The sequence below is a fragment of the Streptomyces sp. BF23-19 genome (assembly GCF_041106355.1).
Lineage (GTDB): Bacteria > Actinomycetota > Actinomycetes > Streptomycetales > Streptomycetaceae > Streptomyces > Streptomyces virginiae_A.
This window is the reverse complement of record NZ_JBGBPT010000027.1, coordinates 23482-39962: the sequence shown is the minus strand read 5'-3', so window position 1 is coordinate 39962 and position 16481 is coordinate 23482. Positions and strand designations below refer to the sequence as shown.

16 protein-coding genes and 1 pseudogene are annotated in these 16481 nt (G+C 71.5%); 9 read left to right on the top strand and 8 right to left on the bottom strand.

What is annotated here, in order from left to right:
• Positions 1-142: 142 nt before the first annotated feature.
• Both AB8A24_RS17425 and AB8A24_RS17420 read right to left on the bottom strand, forming a co-directional pair.
• Entirely contained in the window at positions 143-787 is a 645-nt protein-coding gene (locus tag AB8A24_RS17425) for a ScbR family autoregulator-binding transcription factor (protein ID WP_328965142.1), read from the bottom strand.
• Between the two features lie 189 nt (positions 788-976).
• Complete coding sequence (locus AB8A24_RS17420) at positions 977-2266, bottom strand: FAD-dependent monooxygenase (RefSeq protein ID WP_369476479.1); 1290 nt, start codon at positions 2264-2266, stop codon at positions 977-979.
• 100 nt (positions 2267-2366) lie between these two features.
• Between AB8A24_RS17420 and AB8A24_RS17415 the strand changes: the two genes are divergently transcribed.
• The 5 genes from AB8A24_RS17415 (at position 2367) to AB8A24_RS17395 (ending at position 6936) form a co-directional block, all read left to right on the top strand.
• The gene (locus AB8A24_RS17415) at positions 2367-3104 is read left to right on the top strand and encodes a TetR/AcrR family transcriptional regulator (protein ID WP_369476477.1); all 738 of its coding nucleotides are present in this window, start codon (positions 2367-2369) and stop codon (positions 3102-3104) included.
• A gap of 66 nt (positions 3105-3170) precedes the next feature.
• Positions 3171-4388, top strand: coding sequence for an epoxide hydrolase family protein (locus AB8A24_RS17410; RefSeq protein WP_369476475.1), 1218 nt, complete (start codon positions 3171-3173; stop codon positions 4386-4388).
• A 10-nt stretch (positions 4389-4398) separates the two neighbouring features.
• Positions 4399-4905 (top strand): DinB family protein, encoded by a 507-nt coding sequence (locus AB8A24_RS17405; RefSeq protein ID WP_369476473.1) that lies wholly within the window; start codon positions 4399-4401, stop codon positions 4903-4905.
• A 77-nt stretch (positions 4906-4982) separates the two neighbouring features.
• Positions 4983-5579: an MBL fold metallo-hydrolase gene (locus tag AB8A24_RS17400; RefSeq protein ID WP_328965147.1), complete on the top strand. Its 597-nt coding sequence runs from the start codon at positions 4983-4985 to the stop codon at positions 5577-5579.
• A gap of 58 nt (positions 5580-5637) precedes the next feature.
• Complete coding sequence (locus tag AB8A24_RS17395) at positions 5638-6936, top strand: MFS transporter (protein WP_328965148.1); 1299 nt, start codon at positions 5638-5640, stop codon at positions 6934-6936.
• Here the strand turns inward: AB8A24_RS17395 and AB8A24_RS17390 are convergent.
• Complete coding sequence (locus AB8A24_RS17390; protein WP_109783648.1) at positions 6918-7415, bottom strand: C40 family peptidase; 498 nt, start codon at positions 7413-7415, stop codon at positions 6918-6920. The genes AB8A24_RS17395 and AB8A24_RS17390 overlap by 19 nt on opposite strands.
• 287 nt (positions 7416-7702) lie before the next feature.
• Between AB8A24_RS17390 and AB8A24_RS17385 the strand changes: the two genes are divergently transcribed.
• Complete coding sequence (locus tag AB8A24_RS17385) at positions 7703-8746, top strand: S66 peptidase family protein (protein ID WP_369476470.1); 1044 nt, start codon at positions 7703-7705, stop codon at positions 8744-8746.
• Between the two features lie 7 nt (positions 8747-8753).
• On the opposite strand, the gene AB8A24_RS17380 is transcribed toward AB8A24_RS17385, so the two are convergent.
• Together AB8A24_RS17380 and AB8A24_RS17375 are read right to left on the bottom strand one after the other, a co-directional pair.
• A complete protein-coding gene (locus tag AB8A24_RS17380; RefSeq protein ID WP_369476468.1) occupies positions 8754-9566 on the bottom strand; it encodes an ABC transporter permease in 813 nt (270 codons plus the stop codon).
• Between the two features lie 208 nt (positions 9567-9774).
• Positions 9775-9990 (bottom strand): annotated as a pseudogene (locus tag AB8A24_RS17375) (ATP-binding cassette domain-containing protein); the annotation flags it as partial.
• A 179-nt stretch (positions 9991-10169) separates the two neighbouring features.
• Here AB8A24_RS17375 and AB8A24_RS17370 point away from each other — a divergent pair.
• Positions 10170-11207, top strand: coding sequence for a PucR family transcriptional regulator (locus AB8A24_RS17370; RefSeq protein WP_369476466.1), 1038 nt, complete (start codon positions 10170-10172; stop codon positions 11205-11207).
• Between the two features lie 18 nt (positions 11208-11225).
• On the opposite strand, the gene AB8A24_RS17365 is transcribed toward AB8A24_RS17370, so the two are convergent.
• The 3 genes from AB8A24_RS17365 to AB8A24_RS17355 form a co-directional block, all read right to left on the bottom strand.
• Positions 11226-11501 (bottom strand): hypothetical protein, encoded by a 276-nt coding sequence (locus AB8A24_RS17365; protein WP_266386362.1) that lies wholly within the window; start codon positions 11499-11501, stop codon positions 11226-11228.
• 138 nt (positions 11502-11639) lie between these two features.
• Positions 11640-12119: a lamin tail domain-containing protein gene (locus AB8A24_RS17360; RefSeq protein WP_328965152.1), complete on the bottom strand. Its 480-nt coding sequence runs from the start codon at positions 12117-12119 to the stop codon at positions 11640-11642.
• A 431-nt stretch (positions 12120-12550) separates the two neighbouring features.
• Positions 12551-13450 carry an oxidoreductase gene (locus AB8A24_RS17355; protein ID WP_369476464.1) on the bottom strand — a complete coding sequence of 300 codons (900 nt, stop codon included), beginning with the start codon at positions 13448-13450 and terminating at the stop codon, positions 12551-12553.
• Between the two features lie 261 nt (positions 13451-13711).
• Here AB8A24_RS17355 and AB8A24_RS17350 point away from each other — a divergent pair, with 261 nt between their 5' ends.
• Both AB8A24_RS17350 and AB8A24_RS17345 read left to right on the top strand, forming a co-directional pair.
• Positions 13712-13957: a DUF6296 family protein gene (locus AB8A24_RS17350; RefSeq protein ID WP_266386355.1), complete on the top strand. Its 246-nt coding sequence runs from the start codon at positions 13712-13714 to the stop codon at positions 13955-13957.
• 235 nt (positions 13958-14192) lie between these two features.
• On the top strand, positions 14193-16469 hold the full coding sequence (locus AB8A24_RS17345) for a PP2C family protein-serine/threonine phosphatase (RefSeq protein WP_369476462.1): 2277 nt from the start codon (positions 14193-14195) through the stop codon (positions 16467-16469).
• Positions 16470-16481: the final 12 nt, after the last annotated feature.

Sequence of the window (16481 nt, the reverse complement as noted above, 5' to 3'; positions counted from 1 at the left end):
CCTTCCGGATTCCGTGGGCAGGCGTGGACGCCGGCGGGCCGCAGGGCCGGTCCGGGTCGGTTCGGTCAGGTCAGGGCGGTCTCGAACACGCCGTGGCGAGCACCCCCGTGGTTCGCCACGGCGTGTGCGAGACCGCCCTGTGTCAGTGGGTGGGTGCGGTCGGGATCGTCCCGGGCGTGCCCGTGGGGTGGAAGAGGGCGATGCGCTGCGGGGGGACGATCGTGGGGAGGAGGAAGTTCCACAGGTCGGTGACGCGTGTGTGGAGGTCTTCGCGGCGGGTGCGGACGTGCGAGGTGACCTGGATGCCGGTGAAGGCTCCGACGAGCAGCGTCGAGAGGTCCTGGACGTTCAGCGACGGGTGTATGTCGCCGCGCCGTTGAGCGGGGGTCAGGCAGGTGCGGCAGGTGTCGATCCAGCCGTCGTAGGGGGTCGGGTCGGGGTGGGTGAAGGAGCCGAACTCGATGACCAGGCGGATGCCGGCGCGGATGCGGACGTCGGTGCGCAGGCCGTGGGCCATCTGGTGGGTGAGGTCGATGACCGTCTGCAGGCCCGGGTCGTCGGTGGCGGGGACGCGTTCGGAGACCAGGAGCTGCTCGTCCATCAGGGTGCGGGCGAGGGCTTCCTTCGACGGGAAGTGGAAGTAGAGGGCGCCCTTGGTGACTCCGGCGTTCCTGACGACGTCGCTGAGGCTGGTGCCCTCGAACCCGCTGAGATCGAAGGCGACCGCCGCGCCGTCGAGTATGGCTTGGCGGGTGATCTCGGCCCGCACCTGTCTGGCCCTCGCCACGTTCTGCTCGTCCCCTTGGTCACTGCCCGAGCGTTGTTCGCCGCGGTGCGCCGTCAATCTAGTCGGACAACCCGAAAAAAAACCAGTCGGCAGGTACTTTTCTGCGGAGGCGGGGAACGGTTCGGGGAGTTGTGCGGTTCTTTGGGTGATTGTTCTTCGGGTGGCGAGCGCATCGAAGCGTCAGAAGGCTTATGCCGACGACGAGTTGACCGGCCCGCTCGCGTGGTTCGCTGCGGGTTCCGAGGAGTTGGCCGGGTGGTCCGGGTAGTGGGGAAGCGTGAGGGTGGTCCCTTCCTTCGCCGTCCTGAGCGTCCAGGCGAGGACGCGGCGTCTGCTGAGCGCGGTGTTGCGCAGGCGCAGGCCGAGCATCGACGAGGGGGCGAGGAAGCGCCCCGTGCGGTCACCGCCCTTCTGGCGTTCCTGGGCGTAGGCGCGCAGCAGGGACTCGTAGCGGCGGAAGGCGCCCCGATGGTCCCCGGGTGAGCGCGAGAGTTCGCCGGCCAGGACGTACGCGCCCAAAATCGCGGTGCCGGTGCCCATCCCGCCGATGGTCGCCCCACAGGCGGCGTCGCCGAGGAGGGCGATCCGGCCGGTGGACCAGGCGGGGGCATCGGCGCGGCTGATCGAGTCGAAGTAGAGGTCGTCGGCGGTGTCGAGGGAGTCGAGGAGGCGGTCAACCCTCCAGGGCATGCCCGCGAACGCCCGGCGCAGGAGGCGTTTGTGGGCCTGGGGGTCGTGCCGGTCGTACGCGAGCTCGGGGGAGGCGAAGACCATGAAGGCGCGGGCCCGGGTGGGGTCGGTGTGGTCCGCGGCGACACTGGCCAGCCGTCCGGGGGTGTTGTGGCCGAGGGAGCCGGCCCCCGGGCGTAGGTCCAGGTCCAGGTGGTTCGACAGGCTCCAGGTGGCGGCGTAGTGGCCGAGGTGGGTGACGTGGTCGGCATCCGGACCGAAGGCCAGGCTCCGGACGTTCGAGTGCAGCCCGTCGGCGCCGACGACGAGGTCGAAGCTGCGGGGCGGGGCGTGGCGGAAGGTGACGTCCACGCCGGTGGCCGTCTCGGCGAGGGAGGTGACGGAGTCCCCGAAGACGTACTCGGCCCCGGCGGCGAGCGAGGCCTCGTGCAGGACCCGGGAGAGGTCGCCGCGCAGGACCTCGATGTCCCCGCCCGTGAACTCGGCAGGAAGGTGCAGGAGTTGGCGACCGTCGGCGTCGACGAAGGTCATCGTGCTGCCGCCGGTCCGAACACGGTGCAGCTCGTCGAGGATCCCCATCCGGCGAAGAACGCGGAGCTGGGTCTCCCCCCGGAAGTCGACGGCCTGGCCGCCCGGACGCAGGGCGGGGGCGATCTCGACGACGGTGGGGCGCAGGCCGTGGCGGGCGAGCCGGAGGGCCAGGGCGGGGCCCGCGACGCCGGAGCCCGAGACGAGGACGGTAGGGGCCCCGGGCCGAGGCTCGTCGGCGTGTGCTGCCGGTGCGGTCATCTGGGCTCCCCCTGCCTGACATGCAAACTGTGTCCATCGGATACTGATTGAATACCGTGTACGGTAGACGCAGTTTTCGTGCGAGCGCAAGGTGAAGGCGATGACGAGCGAACAGTGGGGCCCGGCCGTGCGGTTGTTGTGGGGGCCGCCTCCGGCCGGGCCCGCACGCGGACCGAAGCGAGGGCTCACCCTGGAGGGGATCGCGCGGGCGGGTATCGCGATCGCCGATGCGGAAGGCCTGGTCGGCACGTCGATGCAGCGGGTGGCCGCAGAGCTGGCCGTCACCAAGATGGCCCTGTACCGGTACGTGCCGGGAAAGGCCGAACTGGTCGCGCTGATGGTGGAGGGCGCGATGCCCGCGGCGGCGCCGTCACCGGGCGGCTCGTGGCGGGAGCGGCTGGAGGTGTGGGCGAGGGGGCTGCTGGCCGGCCTTCGGCTCCATCCGTGGCTGCTGGAGGCGACCGTCGGGGTGCGGGTCATGGGCCCGCGGGAGCTCGAGTGGATGGAAGGGGCACTCGCCGCGCTGGACGGGTGCGGGCTCACCGGGGCCGAGGCGATGGACGCGGTGGTGCTGCTCGCCGGGCACGTACGCAGCATCGCGGAGCAGGAGCGGGCCGCCGGCGCGGGACCCGGGTCGGCGGGGGAGGGGCCGGACGCCCGACTCGCCGCGATGCTGGGCGAGGTGATGCGCACGCACGGGGAGCGGTTCCCCGCCCTCGGGGCGGCGCTGGCCTCGGCGGCCGAACACGGCGGGCAGGACCAGGCCCTGGAGTTCGGGCTGGGCCGCATCCTGGACGGGCTCGAACTGCTGATGACCCGCCGCGCGGCCGGCAACTGACGTCACGCACGGGCCGGGCAACGCGAGCCCGGCAGGGTCCGGAAGAGCCGGCCTAGCATGCGGGGCATGAGTGATCTTGACGAGCAGTTGTGCGAGTTCCGGCTCGATGTGGGGCAGCACGAGCTGGACGACCTGCGGGAGCGGCTGGGCCGGGTGCGCTGGCCCGACGAACTGCCCGGGGTCGGCCGGGCGTACGGGATGCCGCTCGACCGGATGCGGGAGCTCGTCGGCCACTGGCGCGAGGAGTACGACTGGCGGGCGGCCGAGGCCCGGCTCAACGCGTGGCCGCAGTTCACCACGGTCATCGACGGCGCGCGGGTGCACTTCGCCCACCTCCGCTCGCCGGAGCCGGACGCGACCCCGCTGCTGATGACCCATGGCTGGCCGGGCTCACTCGTGGAATTCCAGCGCGTCGCGGGTCCGCTCACGGATCCCCGGGCGCACGGCGGCGATCCGGCGGACGCCTTCCACCTGGTGCTGCCGAGCATCCCCGGCTTCGGGCTCTCGGGGCCCACGACCGAGACGGGCTGGGAGTTCAAGCGGGTGGCCCGTGCCTTCGGCGTGCTGATGGAACGCCTCGGCCACCGCTCGTACGGGGTGCAGGGCGGCGACTGGGGGGCAGCGATCTCGCGGGAACTCGGGCTGATCCGGCCGGACCACGTGATCGGGGTGCACCTGAACCTGCTGCCCGGGGGCGGGGCCACGGCCGAACCCCGGCCGGAGGAGCTGGCCGCACTGTCCCCCGCCGAACGGGAGCGGACGCTGGCCTCCTGGGAGCGGTACCGGATCTGGTCGCGCGAGAAGCAAGGGTACGCCGACATCCAGGCGACCCGGCCGCAGACCCTCGCGTACGGGCTCAACGACTCGCCGGTCGGGCTGCTCGCCTGGATCGCGGAGAAGTTCACGGAGTGGAGCGACCCCGCGTGCCCGGTGGACCGGGACCAGATGCTGACCAACGTGATGCTGTACTGGCTCACGGGAACGGCCGGCAGCGCGGCCCGTATCTACTACGAGCGGGCGCACGCCGCGTACGCGGGCCGCCCGCCCGAGGTGTCGCGGACCCCCACCGCGCTGGCCGATTTCCCCCGGGACAACTTCATCCCGCTGCGGCACATCGCCGCGCGCACCGACACCATCGTGCGCTGGACGTCGTTCGACCGGGGCGGCCACTTCCCCGCCATGGAGGTGCCCGACCTGCTGGTGGGGGACATCCGCGCCTTCTTCCGGCAACTGCGCCGGCCGGCATGTGAGAACGCGCTGGGCGCGGGCCCGCACCGGATGTGATGATCGCCCGGTGATCGATGAACAGCGGACCCGGCCCGTGCTGACGGGCGACGAGCGCGCCACCCTGACCAGCGTCCTGCAGTGGCAGCGGGACACCCTGATGATGAAGTGTTCCGGGCTGAGCGAGCGGCAGCTGCGGATGAGGGCGGTCGCCCCGTCGGGACTGACCCTGCTCGGGCTGGTGCGTCACCTTGCGGAGGTCGAGCGCGGATGGTTCCGTAACGTCCTGGCCGGAGAGGACGTACGGGGCTACTTCCCGAAGAACGAGGCGGGGGAGTGGACGGAGTTCCACGTCGAGGACGCGGACGTGGCCGAGTCGTTCAGGATCTGGGAGGAGACGTGCGAGCGGTCGCGCGCGATCGTCGACGCCGCCGAATCCCTCGACGTGACGGGGCGGTTCGGCGATCAGCCGTACTCGCTGCACTACATCCTGACCCACATGATCGAGGAATACGCCCGCCACAACGGGCACGCGGACCTGCTGCGCGAGGCGATCGACGGGACGACCGGGGAATGACCCGGCCGTGAGATGACCCGCGAACGCCACGGAATCGAGAGGCCGTTGCCGGGCTGGGCCCTGTACGGTCCGAAGCCATGCGGATCACGAAGTACACCCATGCATGTGTCCGGATCGAGCAGGACGGTCGGGTCCTCGTCATCGATCCCGGCACCTGGAGCGAACCGGCCGCCCTGGCCGGCGCGGACGCCGTGCTGGTGACCCACGAGCACGTCGACCATGTCGACGTACTGCGCCTGGCAGGGCTCGGCGTACCGGTCCACGCCCCCGCCGACGCGGACATTCCGCGGCTGGACGTCATCGGCGTGTCCGCCGGCACGGAGTTCACCGCCGCGGGCTTCCGCATCCGGGCGGTCGGCGGCCGCCACGCCTCCATCTACGGTGGCCTCCCCGACTGCGCGAACCTCGGCTATGTCGTCGACGACGCGGTCTACCACCCGGGTGACTCGCTGCACGTGCCCGAGCAGGAGATCGAGACGTTGCTGGTGCCGGTTCAGGGGGCGTGGCTGAAAATGGTGGAAGTCATCGACTTCGTCAAGGCCGTGGGGCCGCGGCGGGCGTTCGGCATCCACGACGCGCAGATCAACGACCGTGGTCTCAGCAGCGTCAACGGCTGGTTGGAGGAGGAGACTTCGCACGGCTACCGGTACCTTCGGCCCGGCGAGTCCCTCTGAGGCGCTGACCCCCTCCCGGGCGCCGCCACCTGCGGCGGAGCACGCTACTCTCCGTCGAATGGTTCGACAGGGATCCCTCTCCGCGATGCGGCACAAGCCGTTCACCTTATTCCTCCTGGCACGTCTCATCTCGATGAGCGGGACGGCGATGGCCCCCGTGGCCCTGGCCTTCGCCGTGTTCGGATTCGACAGCAGCCCGGCGTCCCTGGCGATCGTCCTCGCGGCCAACACCGCCCCGCAGTTCGTCCTCCTCCTCGTCGGAGGAGTGATCGCGGACCGGTTCTCCCGCCAACGGGTCATCGTCATCGGGAACGTGGTGCCGGCCGTCACCCAGGGCTGCGTCGCACTCCTCGTGGCGACGGGAACGGCCACCACCGGGCGTATCGCCCTGTTCGCGGCTCTGGCGGGCTGTGCGTCGGCGCTGACCCAGCCCGCCATGAACAGCCTGCTGCCACAGCTCGTCGGTCCCGGCGAGCTGCAGCAGGCGAACGCGCTGATGCGGTTGCCCGGCAATGTCATCCGCATCCTCGCGCCCGCGGTCGGCGGCGCCCTTGTCGCGTTCTTCGGGCCGGAGCTGACCCTGGGCTGGGACGCCGCCAGTTTCGCGGTCGCGGCGATCCTGTGCAGCCGTCTTGACGTGTCCGGACCCGCCAAGACCACGGCATCAGTGTTCCGCGACTTCAAGGACGGTTGGAAAGAGTTCTCCCGTCTCTCCTGGGTGTGGACCTACACGCTGTCCGGCACCGTGGTGGTCGCCCTCTGGCTCGGCGGATATCAGCTCCTCGGTCCTGTGATGGCCGGGAACAGTCATCTGGGTGCTCCTTCATGGGGAGTCGTCCAGGGGGCCTTCGCGGCAGGCCTGCTCCTGGGCGGGATCGTTTCACTCAAATGGAAGCCGTCCAGGATCATGGTCGTGTGCGTGTGCGCCAACCTGCCTCTCGCGCTTCCCTTCCTCGCACTCGCCTGGGGCGCGCCGCTGGCCGTGCTGGCCGGGGCGGCCGCCATGGCGGGCATCGGTCTGGACATCGCGATCGTCTGCTGGAACACAGCCGTGCAGGAACAGCTCCCGACCGAGGTGCTCGGTCGGGTCAGCTCCCTCAGCTCGGCCGGCGAACTCATGTCCGTGCCACTGGGCTACCTCGTCGTGGGCGCCGCGGCCACCTCTCTCGGTACGGAGTCCGTCCTCCTCTGGAGTGCCGTACTGATGACCTTGGCGAGCCTGGTGCTGCTGCTCGCCCCGAGCGTGCGGGCGGTCCGCAGGCTGCCCGCGGACCCGGGTCCGGCCGCTGTGGCGGCGGGAGACCAGGATCGCCGGAGCCGGACCGGCCGGGCGCCCGATCAGGTGGCCCGCCCGTAGCGGACCGCTGTGCTCCAGATCCGCTCCAGCCGCACCCGGGTGCCGGGGCGTGGAGCATGCCAGATCCGGTCGTCGCCGGCGTAGATCCCGACGTGGGTCATGGTCGCGCCGCTGGGGAAGAAGACCAGGTCCCCGGCCGCGCGATCGGCCTCGGGGATGTGGCGGGTGTGCTCGTACTGCTGCTCGGCGGTGCGTGGAAGCCGTTTGCCCGCCTTCTTGAAGGCGTAGAGGGTGAGGCCCGAGCAGTCGAAGCGTTTGGGGCCCGTGGCGCCGTAGGCATACGGCGAGCCCTGTTTGGAAGCGGCCACCGCGACGGCTTTGGCGCCATACGGGGCGGCGGCGTGCGCCGGGGCCGCAGGGCCGGTCAGCGCGGCGGCCGTCAGGAGCAGCAGGGAGAGGGCGGCGCGGGCTCTGGGGCAACAACACGGGGGGAGAAGGCCCTTGGGGGCCTTTCGGAAGTCGGTCCTGAAGCAGGACATCGTGACACCTCCGCAATCGGTTGGCAGGTAACAGTCAGATCAGTGGTCGGGGTCCTGTTCTCGGTCGAATGCGTCATGGCTCTGACGGCGGACCAGTTTTCTCCGACGGGATCCGCCGAACAGCGCGGGACACAGTTTGATTTGTCTCGATTTTGCTTTCGATTCGAGATCATAGGGCTGAATGATTGCCATATGGGCGCGCCCGACACGCCGGTCTGCGACGCCGGCGCGGGCCCGCCCCGGATAATCGGCGCAAGGCCGGATCCGCCGACTTCTATGATCATCGGATGAAGAACCCCCGCTATCCCGCGAAGCCCCGCCCCGGAGACCTGGTCGCCGTACTCTCGCCCTCATCGGGCCTTCCCGGCCTGTTTCCGCTGCCCTACGAGTTGGGGCTGAGCCGACTCCAGGACGACTTCGGACTGAAGGCGGTGGAATACCCGACGACCCGGACGATGGGTGCGACGCCCGAGGCACGCGCGGCGGACATCCACGCGGCGTTCGCGGACCCCGACATCAAAGCGGTGATCGCCAGCATCGGGGGAGACGACCAGATCACCGTCCTTCCCCACCTCGACCGCGACCTCCTGCGCGCCAACCCCAAGCCGTTCCTCGGCTACAGCGACAACACCAACCTGCTGCTGTTCCTGCGGGACTTGGGCATCGTCGGCTACCACGGCGGATCGGTCATGGTCGGATTCGGGCGGCCCGGCGCGATGCACCCGACGACCGCCGACTCCCTCCGGGCAGCGCTCTTCACCTCGGGCGAGTACGAACTCACCCCGGCGAGCAGCTACGGGGACGTGAACAGCCCCTGGGAGGACCCGCACACCTTCGAGTCCGAGCCGCAGATGGAACCCGCCGACGGCTGGTCCTGGCACAACGCCGACCGGGTCGTCGAAGGCATCAGCTGGGGCGGCAACCTGGAGATCATCTCCTGGCTGCTGATGGCCGACCGCGTGGCCGGACCGGTCGACTCGTACGCCGGCAACGTGCTGTTCCTGGAGACCTCCGAGGAAATGCCGCCCGCCGAAGAGGTCTACCGGATCCTGCGCGGCCTGGGCGAACGCGGGCTGCTGCGCCAGTTCCCCGCGCTGCTCATGGGCAGGGCCAAGAGCTGGTCGTTCGAGAACCGGCTCGACGCCCGGGCCAAGGCGGACTTCCGCCGGCAACAGCGCGAGGCCGTCCTGCGGGCCCTCCGCGAGTACGCGCCCGACACCATGGTGGTGTTCGACGTCGAGCTCGGCCACACCGACCCGCAGGTCGTGATCCCCGTCGGCGGCCGCATCCGGGTGGACGGCCCGGCACGCCGGATCGTCGTCACCTACTGAGCCCGGCTCAGCGGTTGTCGGAGCGGTAGGCGCGCATGGCCGGCGGCATGAAGACCGCGGTGACGCCCGCCGCCCACACCAGCGACCAGAAGATGGGCGCGCCCGCCGGAGTGCCGAGCAGCAACCCGCGGAACGCGTCCGACAGCTGGGTCACGGGATTGACCTCGACCCATGCCTGGAGCCACCCGGGCATGGTGTCGACCTCCACGAACGCGCTGCTCGTGAAGGTGAGGGGGAAGATGAAGGTGAAGGCGAAGACCTGCACCTTCTCCACGTCCGCGGCCATCATCCCGATCAGCACCGCGGTCCACGAGACGGCCGCGGCGAACGTCAGCAGCAGCAGCGTCGCGCCGACGAAGCCCGCCGGACCACCGGTGATCTGGAAGCCCGGCAGCGTGCCCAACGCGATCATCAGGAGCATGGCCCACAGCTGTTTCGCCAGATCGGCCACGATCCGCCCGAACAACGGAGCCGAACGGGCGATCGGCAGGCTACGGAGCCGGTCGAACACGCCCTTGGTCAGGTCGGTGTTCAACGACATGGCGGTATACATGCTCATGAACAGCGTGTTCTGAACGATGATCCCCGCGAGCGCGTACTGGAGGTACTCCTGAGGGGAGCCCGCCATCTGCCCGCCGAAGACGTAGGTGAACAGGAACACGAACATGATCGGCGTGATGCTGTAGTCGACGAGTTCCAGCGGGTTGTGCTTCACCGAGACCAGACTGCGCCATGCCATGGTGGCGGTCTGCCGCAGGGCCGCCGGCAGCCGCACCCGGCCGCCGTGGCCCAGGCCGTCCGTGAGGGTCGTGCCGGTCATGACGGACTCCCTGCCTGCGCGTACCGACCATCGGCATCGTCATCAGACCCGGACCCGGACCCGGACCCGGACCCGGAGTCGGTGCTGCCGGTGTCGGAGTCGCCCTGCGCGGCGGCTACGGGCTCGGCACGGTGGCCGGTCAGGGCGATGAACACCTCGTCGAGGGACGAACGACGCAGAGCGAGTTCCCCGACGGCGATACCCGCCCCGCCTCCCGCACCACGTCGTACCCGCCCACCTCGGCGCGCCCCGCGTCCGGCCGCAGCGGCGTGGCGAAGATGCGCACCGCGGTGGTCTTGCCCGCACCGTTGGGACCGAGCAGGCCGAGCACCGTACCCGCCGGGACCTCCAGATCCCCCCCGTTCAGCGCGCGGGTCTCCTTGAATCGCTTGGCCAGGCCCTCGGCCCGGATCGCGTACGTCACGGGGTCACCTCGCTCGCGCGGACATCGGCATCCCTTCCACTGTGACGCACGCCACCGACAGTCGCCCCGACGGGCGGACGCCGCGAGCCCCGGGGCGTGCGCCAACTGTCGGCCGCCGTGCCCGGATCGCGCGCCGATCGGCGCTTCTGCTCCCCGCCGGGGCGGCCTATCCTCCTGGCATGGAGGCACTGGCCGTACGGCTGTCAGGACTGGATCCGTACGTCGACGGCGCGATCCGCATCATCGCGTTCTACGACACGCTGACGCGCAGGCGGGTGGACCTCCCGGCGCTCGCCCGCTCCTCGGCGGGCCTGGCCGAGTGCGTGGCCGGGATCCGGCTCCACGGCACGGGACGGATGATCCGCGTCGCGGCCGACGGCGCGCCGGCCCCGGGCCCGACCGCACCCGCGTCCACCACCGCGCCGCTCACCCTCGACGAGGAGGAGATCGGCACCGTGTGGCTGGAACGCCCGGGTCCGCCGGGTCCGCTCGACGAAGTCCTCCTCGACCGGTTCGCCATCACCGCGGCGGCGGCCGTCGAACGGTACGGCCCGGCGCGCACCACCATGGCGGACCCCGCCCTCGTCGAACTGGCGATCAGCCCCGACACCGACGAAGCGGCCGGAGCCCGGGCCCTGCGCCTCCTGGGCTTCCCCGCCGACCTGCCGGTCCACGTCATCGCCGTACGGGCACGGCTCCCGCTCGACCGGATCGGCTCCCTGCTCTGTCCCGGCCACCTCGTCAAGGCGGCGTCCCTCGGCGACGTGGGCGTCGTCCTGGCCACCACCGTCGACGCCGCCCGGATCCCGGAAGGCGTGCGCGCGGGCATCGGCGCCGCCGACGGCCCGGCCCGGTCCTGGGCGCAGGCCCGGACCGCCCTCCGCTTCACCACCGCACGCCGACCGGTCGTCCACCACGACGAGTTGGGCGCGTCGGCGCTGCTCGCCCAGGTCTCGCCGGACGTCGTGCGCGGCAATGCGGACGTCTCGGGCATCGCCCGGGTCGCCGCCGCCCACCCCGAAGACCTGGAGACCCTGGACGCCTACTGCGCCACCGGCTCCCTGCGCCGGGCCGCCGACCTCCTGCACCTGCACCACAGCAGCGTCGCCCGCCGGCTCGACCAGATCGGCAAGGCCCTGGGCATCGACATCACCGAACCCGCCGGGCTGATCCGGGCCTCCCTGGCCCTCGCCGCGTGGCGACTGCTCGACGACTGAGGAGGTCCCGGCCCGGGGCTACGAGGCTCCGCAGGCGGCCGGAACGGTGGACCGGGGTGCGATCCGTATCCGGTCCCGCGCGTACTCCACGGTTTCCCCCGGCAGGATCAGCAGCCCGGGCTCCCCGTCCTGGCACGCCCCGCCGATCGGCTGCACCTGCACGGCCGGGCCGAGTCCGCCGGCCATGAACACCGTCGGGTCGACCTCCCAGCCGTGCACGGCGAGCCACAGCTCCAGCGCCTCCGTGTCCCGTGCCTCCGCGCCACGCGGCCACTCGAACGTCGTGTTCCCCATCCCTGCCCCCTGTAGGTGGTCGGATCACCGCCGTCGATCCTGCCATCCCCCTCTGACAATCGCCGCCCTATATCGCGGCGCGCCCGCACCCCCCTTGCGGGGGGTGCGGGCGCGCGTCAAGCGGGCGAACCGTCAGGATCAGCCGTTGCGGTGGTGCCGGCGGCCGTTCCAGGAGTCGCTGTCGAGGACGTTGCCACGGTTGTCGCGCAGGGTGGCGGTGTCGCGCTCGTCCCAGATCTGGTGGCGGCGGTCCTGGTAGACGTCGTGGCGGGTGTCGCGGCCCTGGCCGGTGTGGACCTTCACGCTGGACCGGCCGTCCAGGCGGAAGTCGGCGAAGCGGTAGCGGTTGCCCTGCCGGTCGGTGAGGGTGAAGCCGCGCAGGTTGACGCTCTTGCGCCCGGTGTTCTTGACCTCGACCCACTCGCGGTTCAGCGCACGGTCGGAGCGGTCGCGGCCGGCGGTCCCGTACTGGACGTCGCTGATGACGATCGAGGACTGCGGAGCCCGGTGGTCGCGCCGGTGGTCGTCGGCGGAGGCCGGGAGGGCGGCGGCACCGACGAGGGCGCCCGCGGCCAGGAACGCGGCGACGAACCGGCGGGTGGTGAGAGAAGCAGACATGAAGATGACCCCTTCAACAGACAGCAGCCCGGCCCGCCTCGTGCGGGGCGAGTGGGCCTTGAACAGTTCCCGGCGTCCTGCCGAGGAGCCACACTCTGGCCCCCAACCACCACCAAAAGCCACTAATTCGGGGCGTGTTGCAGAATGCGGATGTATCGGTGACTCTCCCGTGTATCGGACACATGTCAATGTCGTGCTGACGCGAGCGGCGGGGGTGCGCCCAACAAGCCTTGGGGGGCCCGGAGACGGAGGCCTTCCCCTCGGTACGTGCCGTCCCCGCGAACCGCTCCCGCTCTGCGCCGAACGGGTTCAGAGCCCTGTAACGGCCGCTCCGACCGTTTCTTCGGACACGTGCACGTGAAGGGTTCTGATGTTCTGTCGCGCGGGCCCCCGGAGGTCGTCAGGGGCCGCCACCGTGCTCACCGCCGGCCTCAGGACGCGGAGCGGCCGATCGAATCGAGGAGCTGGAGCTCGTCCCGCGTCAGTCGCAGTGCGCCCGCCGCCACGTTGTCGGCGAGGTGATCCGGGTTGCCGGTCCCGGGGATGGCCAGTACGTGGGAGCCCTGCCCCAGGATCCAGGCGAGTCGCACCTGCGCCGGTGACGCTCCGTGCGCCCGGGCGACGGTGCGGACCTCGTCGTGCTCGCCGCGGAGGGCACCGGCCTCGCGTCCCTCTCCCGCGATGGAGAAGAAGGGGACGAAGGCGATGCCGCGTTCCGCGCAGGCATGGAGCATTCCGGTCCGGTCGGGCGCGTCGAGTCCGTAGCGGTTCTGCACGCACACCACCGGCGCGATCGCCTCGGCCTGGGCCAGGTGTTCCGGGCGGGCGTTGGAGATGCCGAGGTGGCGGACCAGTCCGGCGTCGCGCAGCTCGGACAGGGCCCCGAAGTGCTCGCTGATGGACTCCTGGCCCATGACGCGGAAGTTGACCACGTCGAGGTGGTCCCGGCCGAGCTGGCGCAGGTTCTCCTCGACCTGTCCGCGCAGTTCCTCGGGTCGGGCCGACTCGGCCCACCCGCCGCAGGCGTCCCGGGCGGGGCCGACCTTGGTGGAGATGACGAGGTCGTCCGCGTACGGGGCCAAGGCCGAGTTGATCAGCTCGTTGGCCGAACGCAGCCGGGAGAAGTAGAACGCGGCGGTGTCGATGTGGTCGACGCCGAGTTCGACCGCACGGCGCAGGACGGCGATCGCCCGGCCGCGGTCGCTGGGGGTGCCGTCGTGGAAGGCCGCGCTGCCGGTCAGGCGCATGGCGCCGAAGCCCATCCGGTTGACCGTGAGGTCACCCAGCACCCAAGTGCCCGAAGCGGCCGCCGGGACTGTTTGCGACGTCATCTGATTGATCAACTCCATCCGATCGGCCATTGCCCTCGGTGGTTCGGGGCGTGGCGGGTCCTGGAGTATGCGCAGGTGAGAGGCGTGCCGGGAAGGTGCGCAGGGGTGGGGGAAGATCACATGGAGGGCCGGAACCCTGAGTGCGGGCGGGCCGTTGTTCCCGTTGAAGGTTCCTCCCCCGGATCACGGTCGGGAGCGCGCGGCCCGATGGGTGTGTCCGATAATGAACGCCTAAGGGGTTTTCGTTCGAAGGAGGCCGGAATGGGACGGGACAGCAGGTACGAACTGGTATTCGCCGTTCCTGACCATGCGGCACCCGGTGGCGAGGAATCGGTCCTCGTGCACCGCACCGACCGGACCGGTCCCGGCGGCCACCCGATCTACGCCGACGACACCGGAATCGTGCAGGCGGAGATCAGCGACCAGGGCGACGTACGCATGATCGCGAGCGGCGGTCACCAGGAGCCCGCCTCGCGGGTGAGCGTGCGCGCCGTGCCGGGTGTGTGACGCGCAGTCCCCGTGATCGTGGGCGTGCGGCGCGTGATGACGGGCGGGGCCGGGCCCGGGTGGTGTGAGCGATTCGGCGAGCCATTCAGTGTGGCCGGGGCCGACGGCCCCACGCGTGGTGAGTCCTCGGGCATGCACCCCGGCCGTCCCGCGCCGGGGTGCATGCCCGAGTAGACTCGATCCGGATCTCTTCCTTACGCGGTCGGCGCCGTCCCCCCGGCCCACCGGAGCCGACATGGACGTCCCCGCCGACGGACCGGCCACCCGGCCTCCCCCCGATCCCAGCGGCCTCCGGCGAGCCGTACGAGCCCTGACCGACGAGATCGCCGAGCTCCGGGCCGAGCGCGCGGATCGTCACCTGCTCGATCTGGCGACCGGGATCCTGGTCGCCCAGCTCTCCGCACCCCCCTCCGCGGCGGCCGCCCACCTGAGCCGGCTGGCCGCGAGCACGGGCGTCGGTGCGCCCGACGTCGCCGCGGACATCGTGAACGCGGCCGCCGGGTCCACCGACGCGGCCCCCCGTCCGCCCGCCGCCGAGGATCACCCGGCAACGGCGCGCCGGCTACGACGGACCGATGCCGCACTGGGCGTGGCCTCGGCCGCCGGCCAGGCCGCCGAAGCACTGCTGCACGGCGGTCTGAGCCACCTCGGCGTACAAGCGGTGTGGCTGTGGCGCAGAACCGCCACGGACTGCCTGGAGCTGGCCGCGCACGCCGGCGGGAACGACCTGCAGTCCACCCACTGGCAATGGGTGCCCGCCCACGTGAACGGCGCCCTGCGCGGCGCACTGGACACGGGTGAGCCCGGCTGGCTGCCCCACGGCCCACCGGACGGAGATCCGCTGCCCGGACCGGTGCCCGACGCCGGGCGGGCCGTTCTCCCCCTGCTGGACCGGGGCGGCGTCGTCGGCGTCCTGCTGGCCTGCTGGTCGGGGCCGGTGGCTTTCGACCCACCCATGCGCAAGGAAGTGGAAGCGGTCGCCGACAACGCGGTGAGGGTCCTGGACGCCGCGCCGGATCCGGACGGCTTCGGCGACCCGCTGATGCTCCGGATCCTGCTGGACTGCCTCACCGACGCGGCGCTCGCGCTCACCCGCACCGAGGGGCCGGACGGCCCCGACTGGCTCATCGCCCATGCCAACCCGGCCGCGGCGCGGCAGCTCGCCGGCGTGCCGCAGCCCGCCGGGCGCCACCTGGCCGAGGTGCTGCCCGCGCACTGCATGGACCTGGTGCGCCTGATCGACGAGGCGCGCACCACAGCCGCTCCGCGCCGGGTGGACCGGATCGCGAACCAGGGCGCCGGGGCGCTGATCGACGTACGGACACTGCCGCTCGGTCCGGAGCGGGCCGTCGTCCTCTGGCACACCTCCGACGACCCCGGCCTGCTGCTGCCCTCGGTGCTGGACCGGCTGGACCACCTCGCCCTGTTCGAGGACGATCTCGTCAGCGGGGTGTCGCGCTGGGGCGAACGCGCCTACTCGATCTTCGGAATGGAACGGGGCGGCCCCGGCGTCCCGCTGCGCGACCTGATGTCCCGGACCCACCGGGACGACAAGGGACAACTGGCCGCGCTCCTGGAGGCTCTGACCGTACGTCAGGAGGGTGCGCACACCCTGATCCGGGTGATCCGGGACGACGGCGGCATGCGCCACGTGCGGATCAGCGCGGAACCGCTCCTGAAGGGGCCGGTCACCGTGGCGGTCACCGGGGTCTTCCAGGACGTCTCCGCCCAGCACCGCACCGAACTGGCCCTCGGCGCCACGTACGACCAGCTCACAGCCGCGCAGGCGCAGGCCGCGGCGCGCCACCGGTTCGTCCTCCAGCTCCAGAAGGCCATCCTGCCCGAGGTACCGGCCTCGATCCGGCTCCCCGGGCTCCTCGTCACCGCCCGCTACCGGCCCGCCGCCCAGGACTACCGGGTGGGCGGCGACTGGTACGAGGTACTGCCGCTGCCCGAGGACCGGGTGATGCTGGTGGTCGGCGACATCGCCGGGCACGGGGTCGGCGCGGCGACCACCATGGTGGCGCTGCGCAACGCCCTGCGGGGCCTCGCCTTCACCGGTGGCTCCGCCGGGCAACTGATGGGGTGGCTCAACGGGGTCGCGTTCGCGGACCCGCGGCAGTCCACGGCCACCGCGGTCTGCGCCCACTACGACCCGCACGACCGGGTCCTGCGCTGGTCCAGCGCCGGCCACCTGCCGCTGATCCTGCTCAGGGAGGGCCGGGCGGTGCTGCTCGACACGCCCCGGGACCTGCTGCTGGGCGCGGTGCCCTCGGTCGTCTACACGGAGACGGTGACGACGCTGCGGGCCGGTGACCTGTTGGTCTTCTACACGGACGGGCTCGTCGAGCGGCACCACAGCTCCCTGGACGACGGGATGGAGCGGCTCACCCGGATCGTGGAGAGGCACGCGGGCGCCGAACTCGACGACATGGCCGACAGGCTGCTCGCGGAGGTGCGCGGGGACACGGACGACGACACGAGCCTGGTGCTCGTCCGGGTCCTGCGGTAGGGGGTGTCCTGT

Coding starts and splice junctions, on each gene's coding strand:
- AB8A24_RS17415 (WP_369476477.1), top strand. CDS start 2,367: ATGACGAGCGAACAGTGGGGCCCGGCCGTGCGGTTGTTGTGGGGGCCG.
- AB8A24_RS17410 (WP_369476475.1), top strand. CDS start 3,171: ATGAGTGATCTTGACGAGCAGTTGTGCGAGTTCCGGCTCGATGTGGGG.
- AB8A24_RS17370 (WP_369476466.1), top strand. CDS start 10,170: ATGGAGGCACTGGCCGTACGGCTGTCAGGACTGGATCCGTACGTCGAC.
- AB8A24_RS17380 (WP_369476468.1), bottom strand. CDS start 9,566: ATGACCGGCACGACCCTCACGGACGGCCTGGGCCACGGCGGCCGGGTG.
- AB8A24_RS17395 (WP_328965148.1), top strand. CDS start 5,638: ATGGTTCGACAGGGATCCCTCTCCGCGATGCGGCACAAGCCGTTCACC.
- AB8A24_RS17390 (WP_109783648.1), bottom strand. CDS start 7,415: ATGTCCTGCTTCAGGACCGACTTCCGAAAGGCCCCCAAGGGCCTTCTC.
- AB8A24_RS17350 (WP_266386355.1), top strand. CDS start 13,712: ATGGGACGGGACAGCAGGTACGAACTGGTATTCGCCGTTCCTGACCAT.
- AB8A24_RS17385 (WP_369476470.1), top strand. CDS start 7,703: ATGAAGAACCCCCGCTATCCCGCGAAGCCCCGCCCCGGAGACCTGGTC.
- AB8A24_RS17420 (WP_369476479.1), bottom strand. CDS start 2,266: ATGACCGCACCGGCAGCACACGCCGACGAGCCTCGGCCCGGGGCCCCT.
- AB8A24_RS17365 (WP_266386362.1), bottom strand. CDS start 11,501: ATGGGGAACACGACGTTCGAGTGGCCGCGTGGCGCGGAGGCACGGGAC.
- AB8A24_RS17360 (WP_328965152.1), bottom strand. CDS start 12,119: ATGTCTGCTTCTCTCACCACCCGCCGGTTCGTCGCCGCGTTCCTGGCC.
- AB8A24_RS17355 (WP_369476464.1), bottom strand. CDS start 13,450: ATGACGTCGCAAACAGTCCCGGCGGCCGCTTCGGGCACTTGGGTGCTG.
- AB8A24_RS17400 (WP_328965147.1), top strand. CDS start 4,983: ATGCGGATCACGAAGTACACCCATGCATGTGTCCGGATCGAGCAGGAC.
- AB8A24_RS17345 (WP_369476462.1), top strand. CDS start 14,193: ATGGACGTCCCCGCCGACGGACCGGCCACCCGGCCTCCCCCCGATCCC.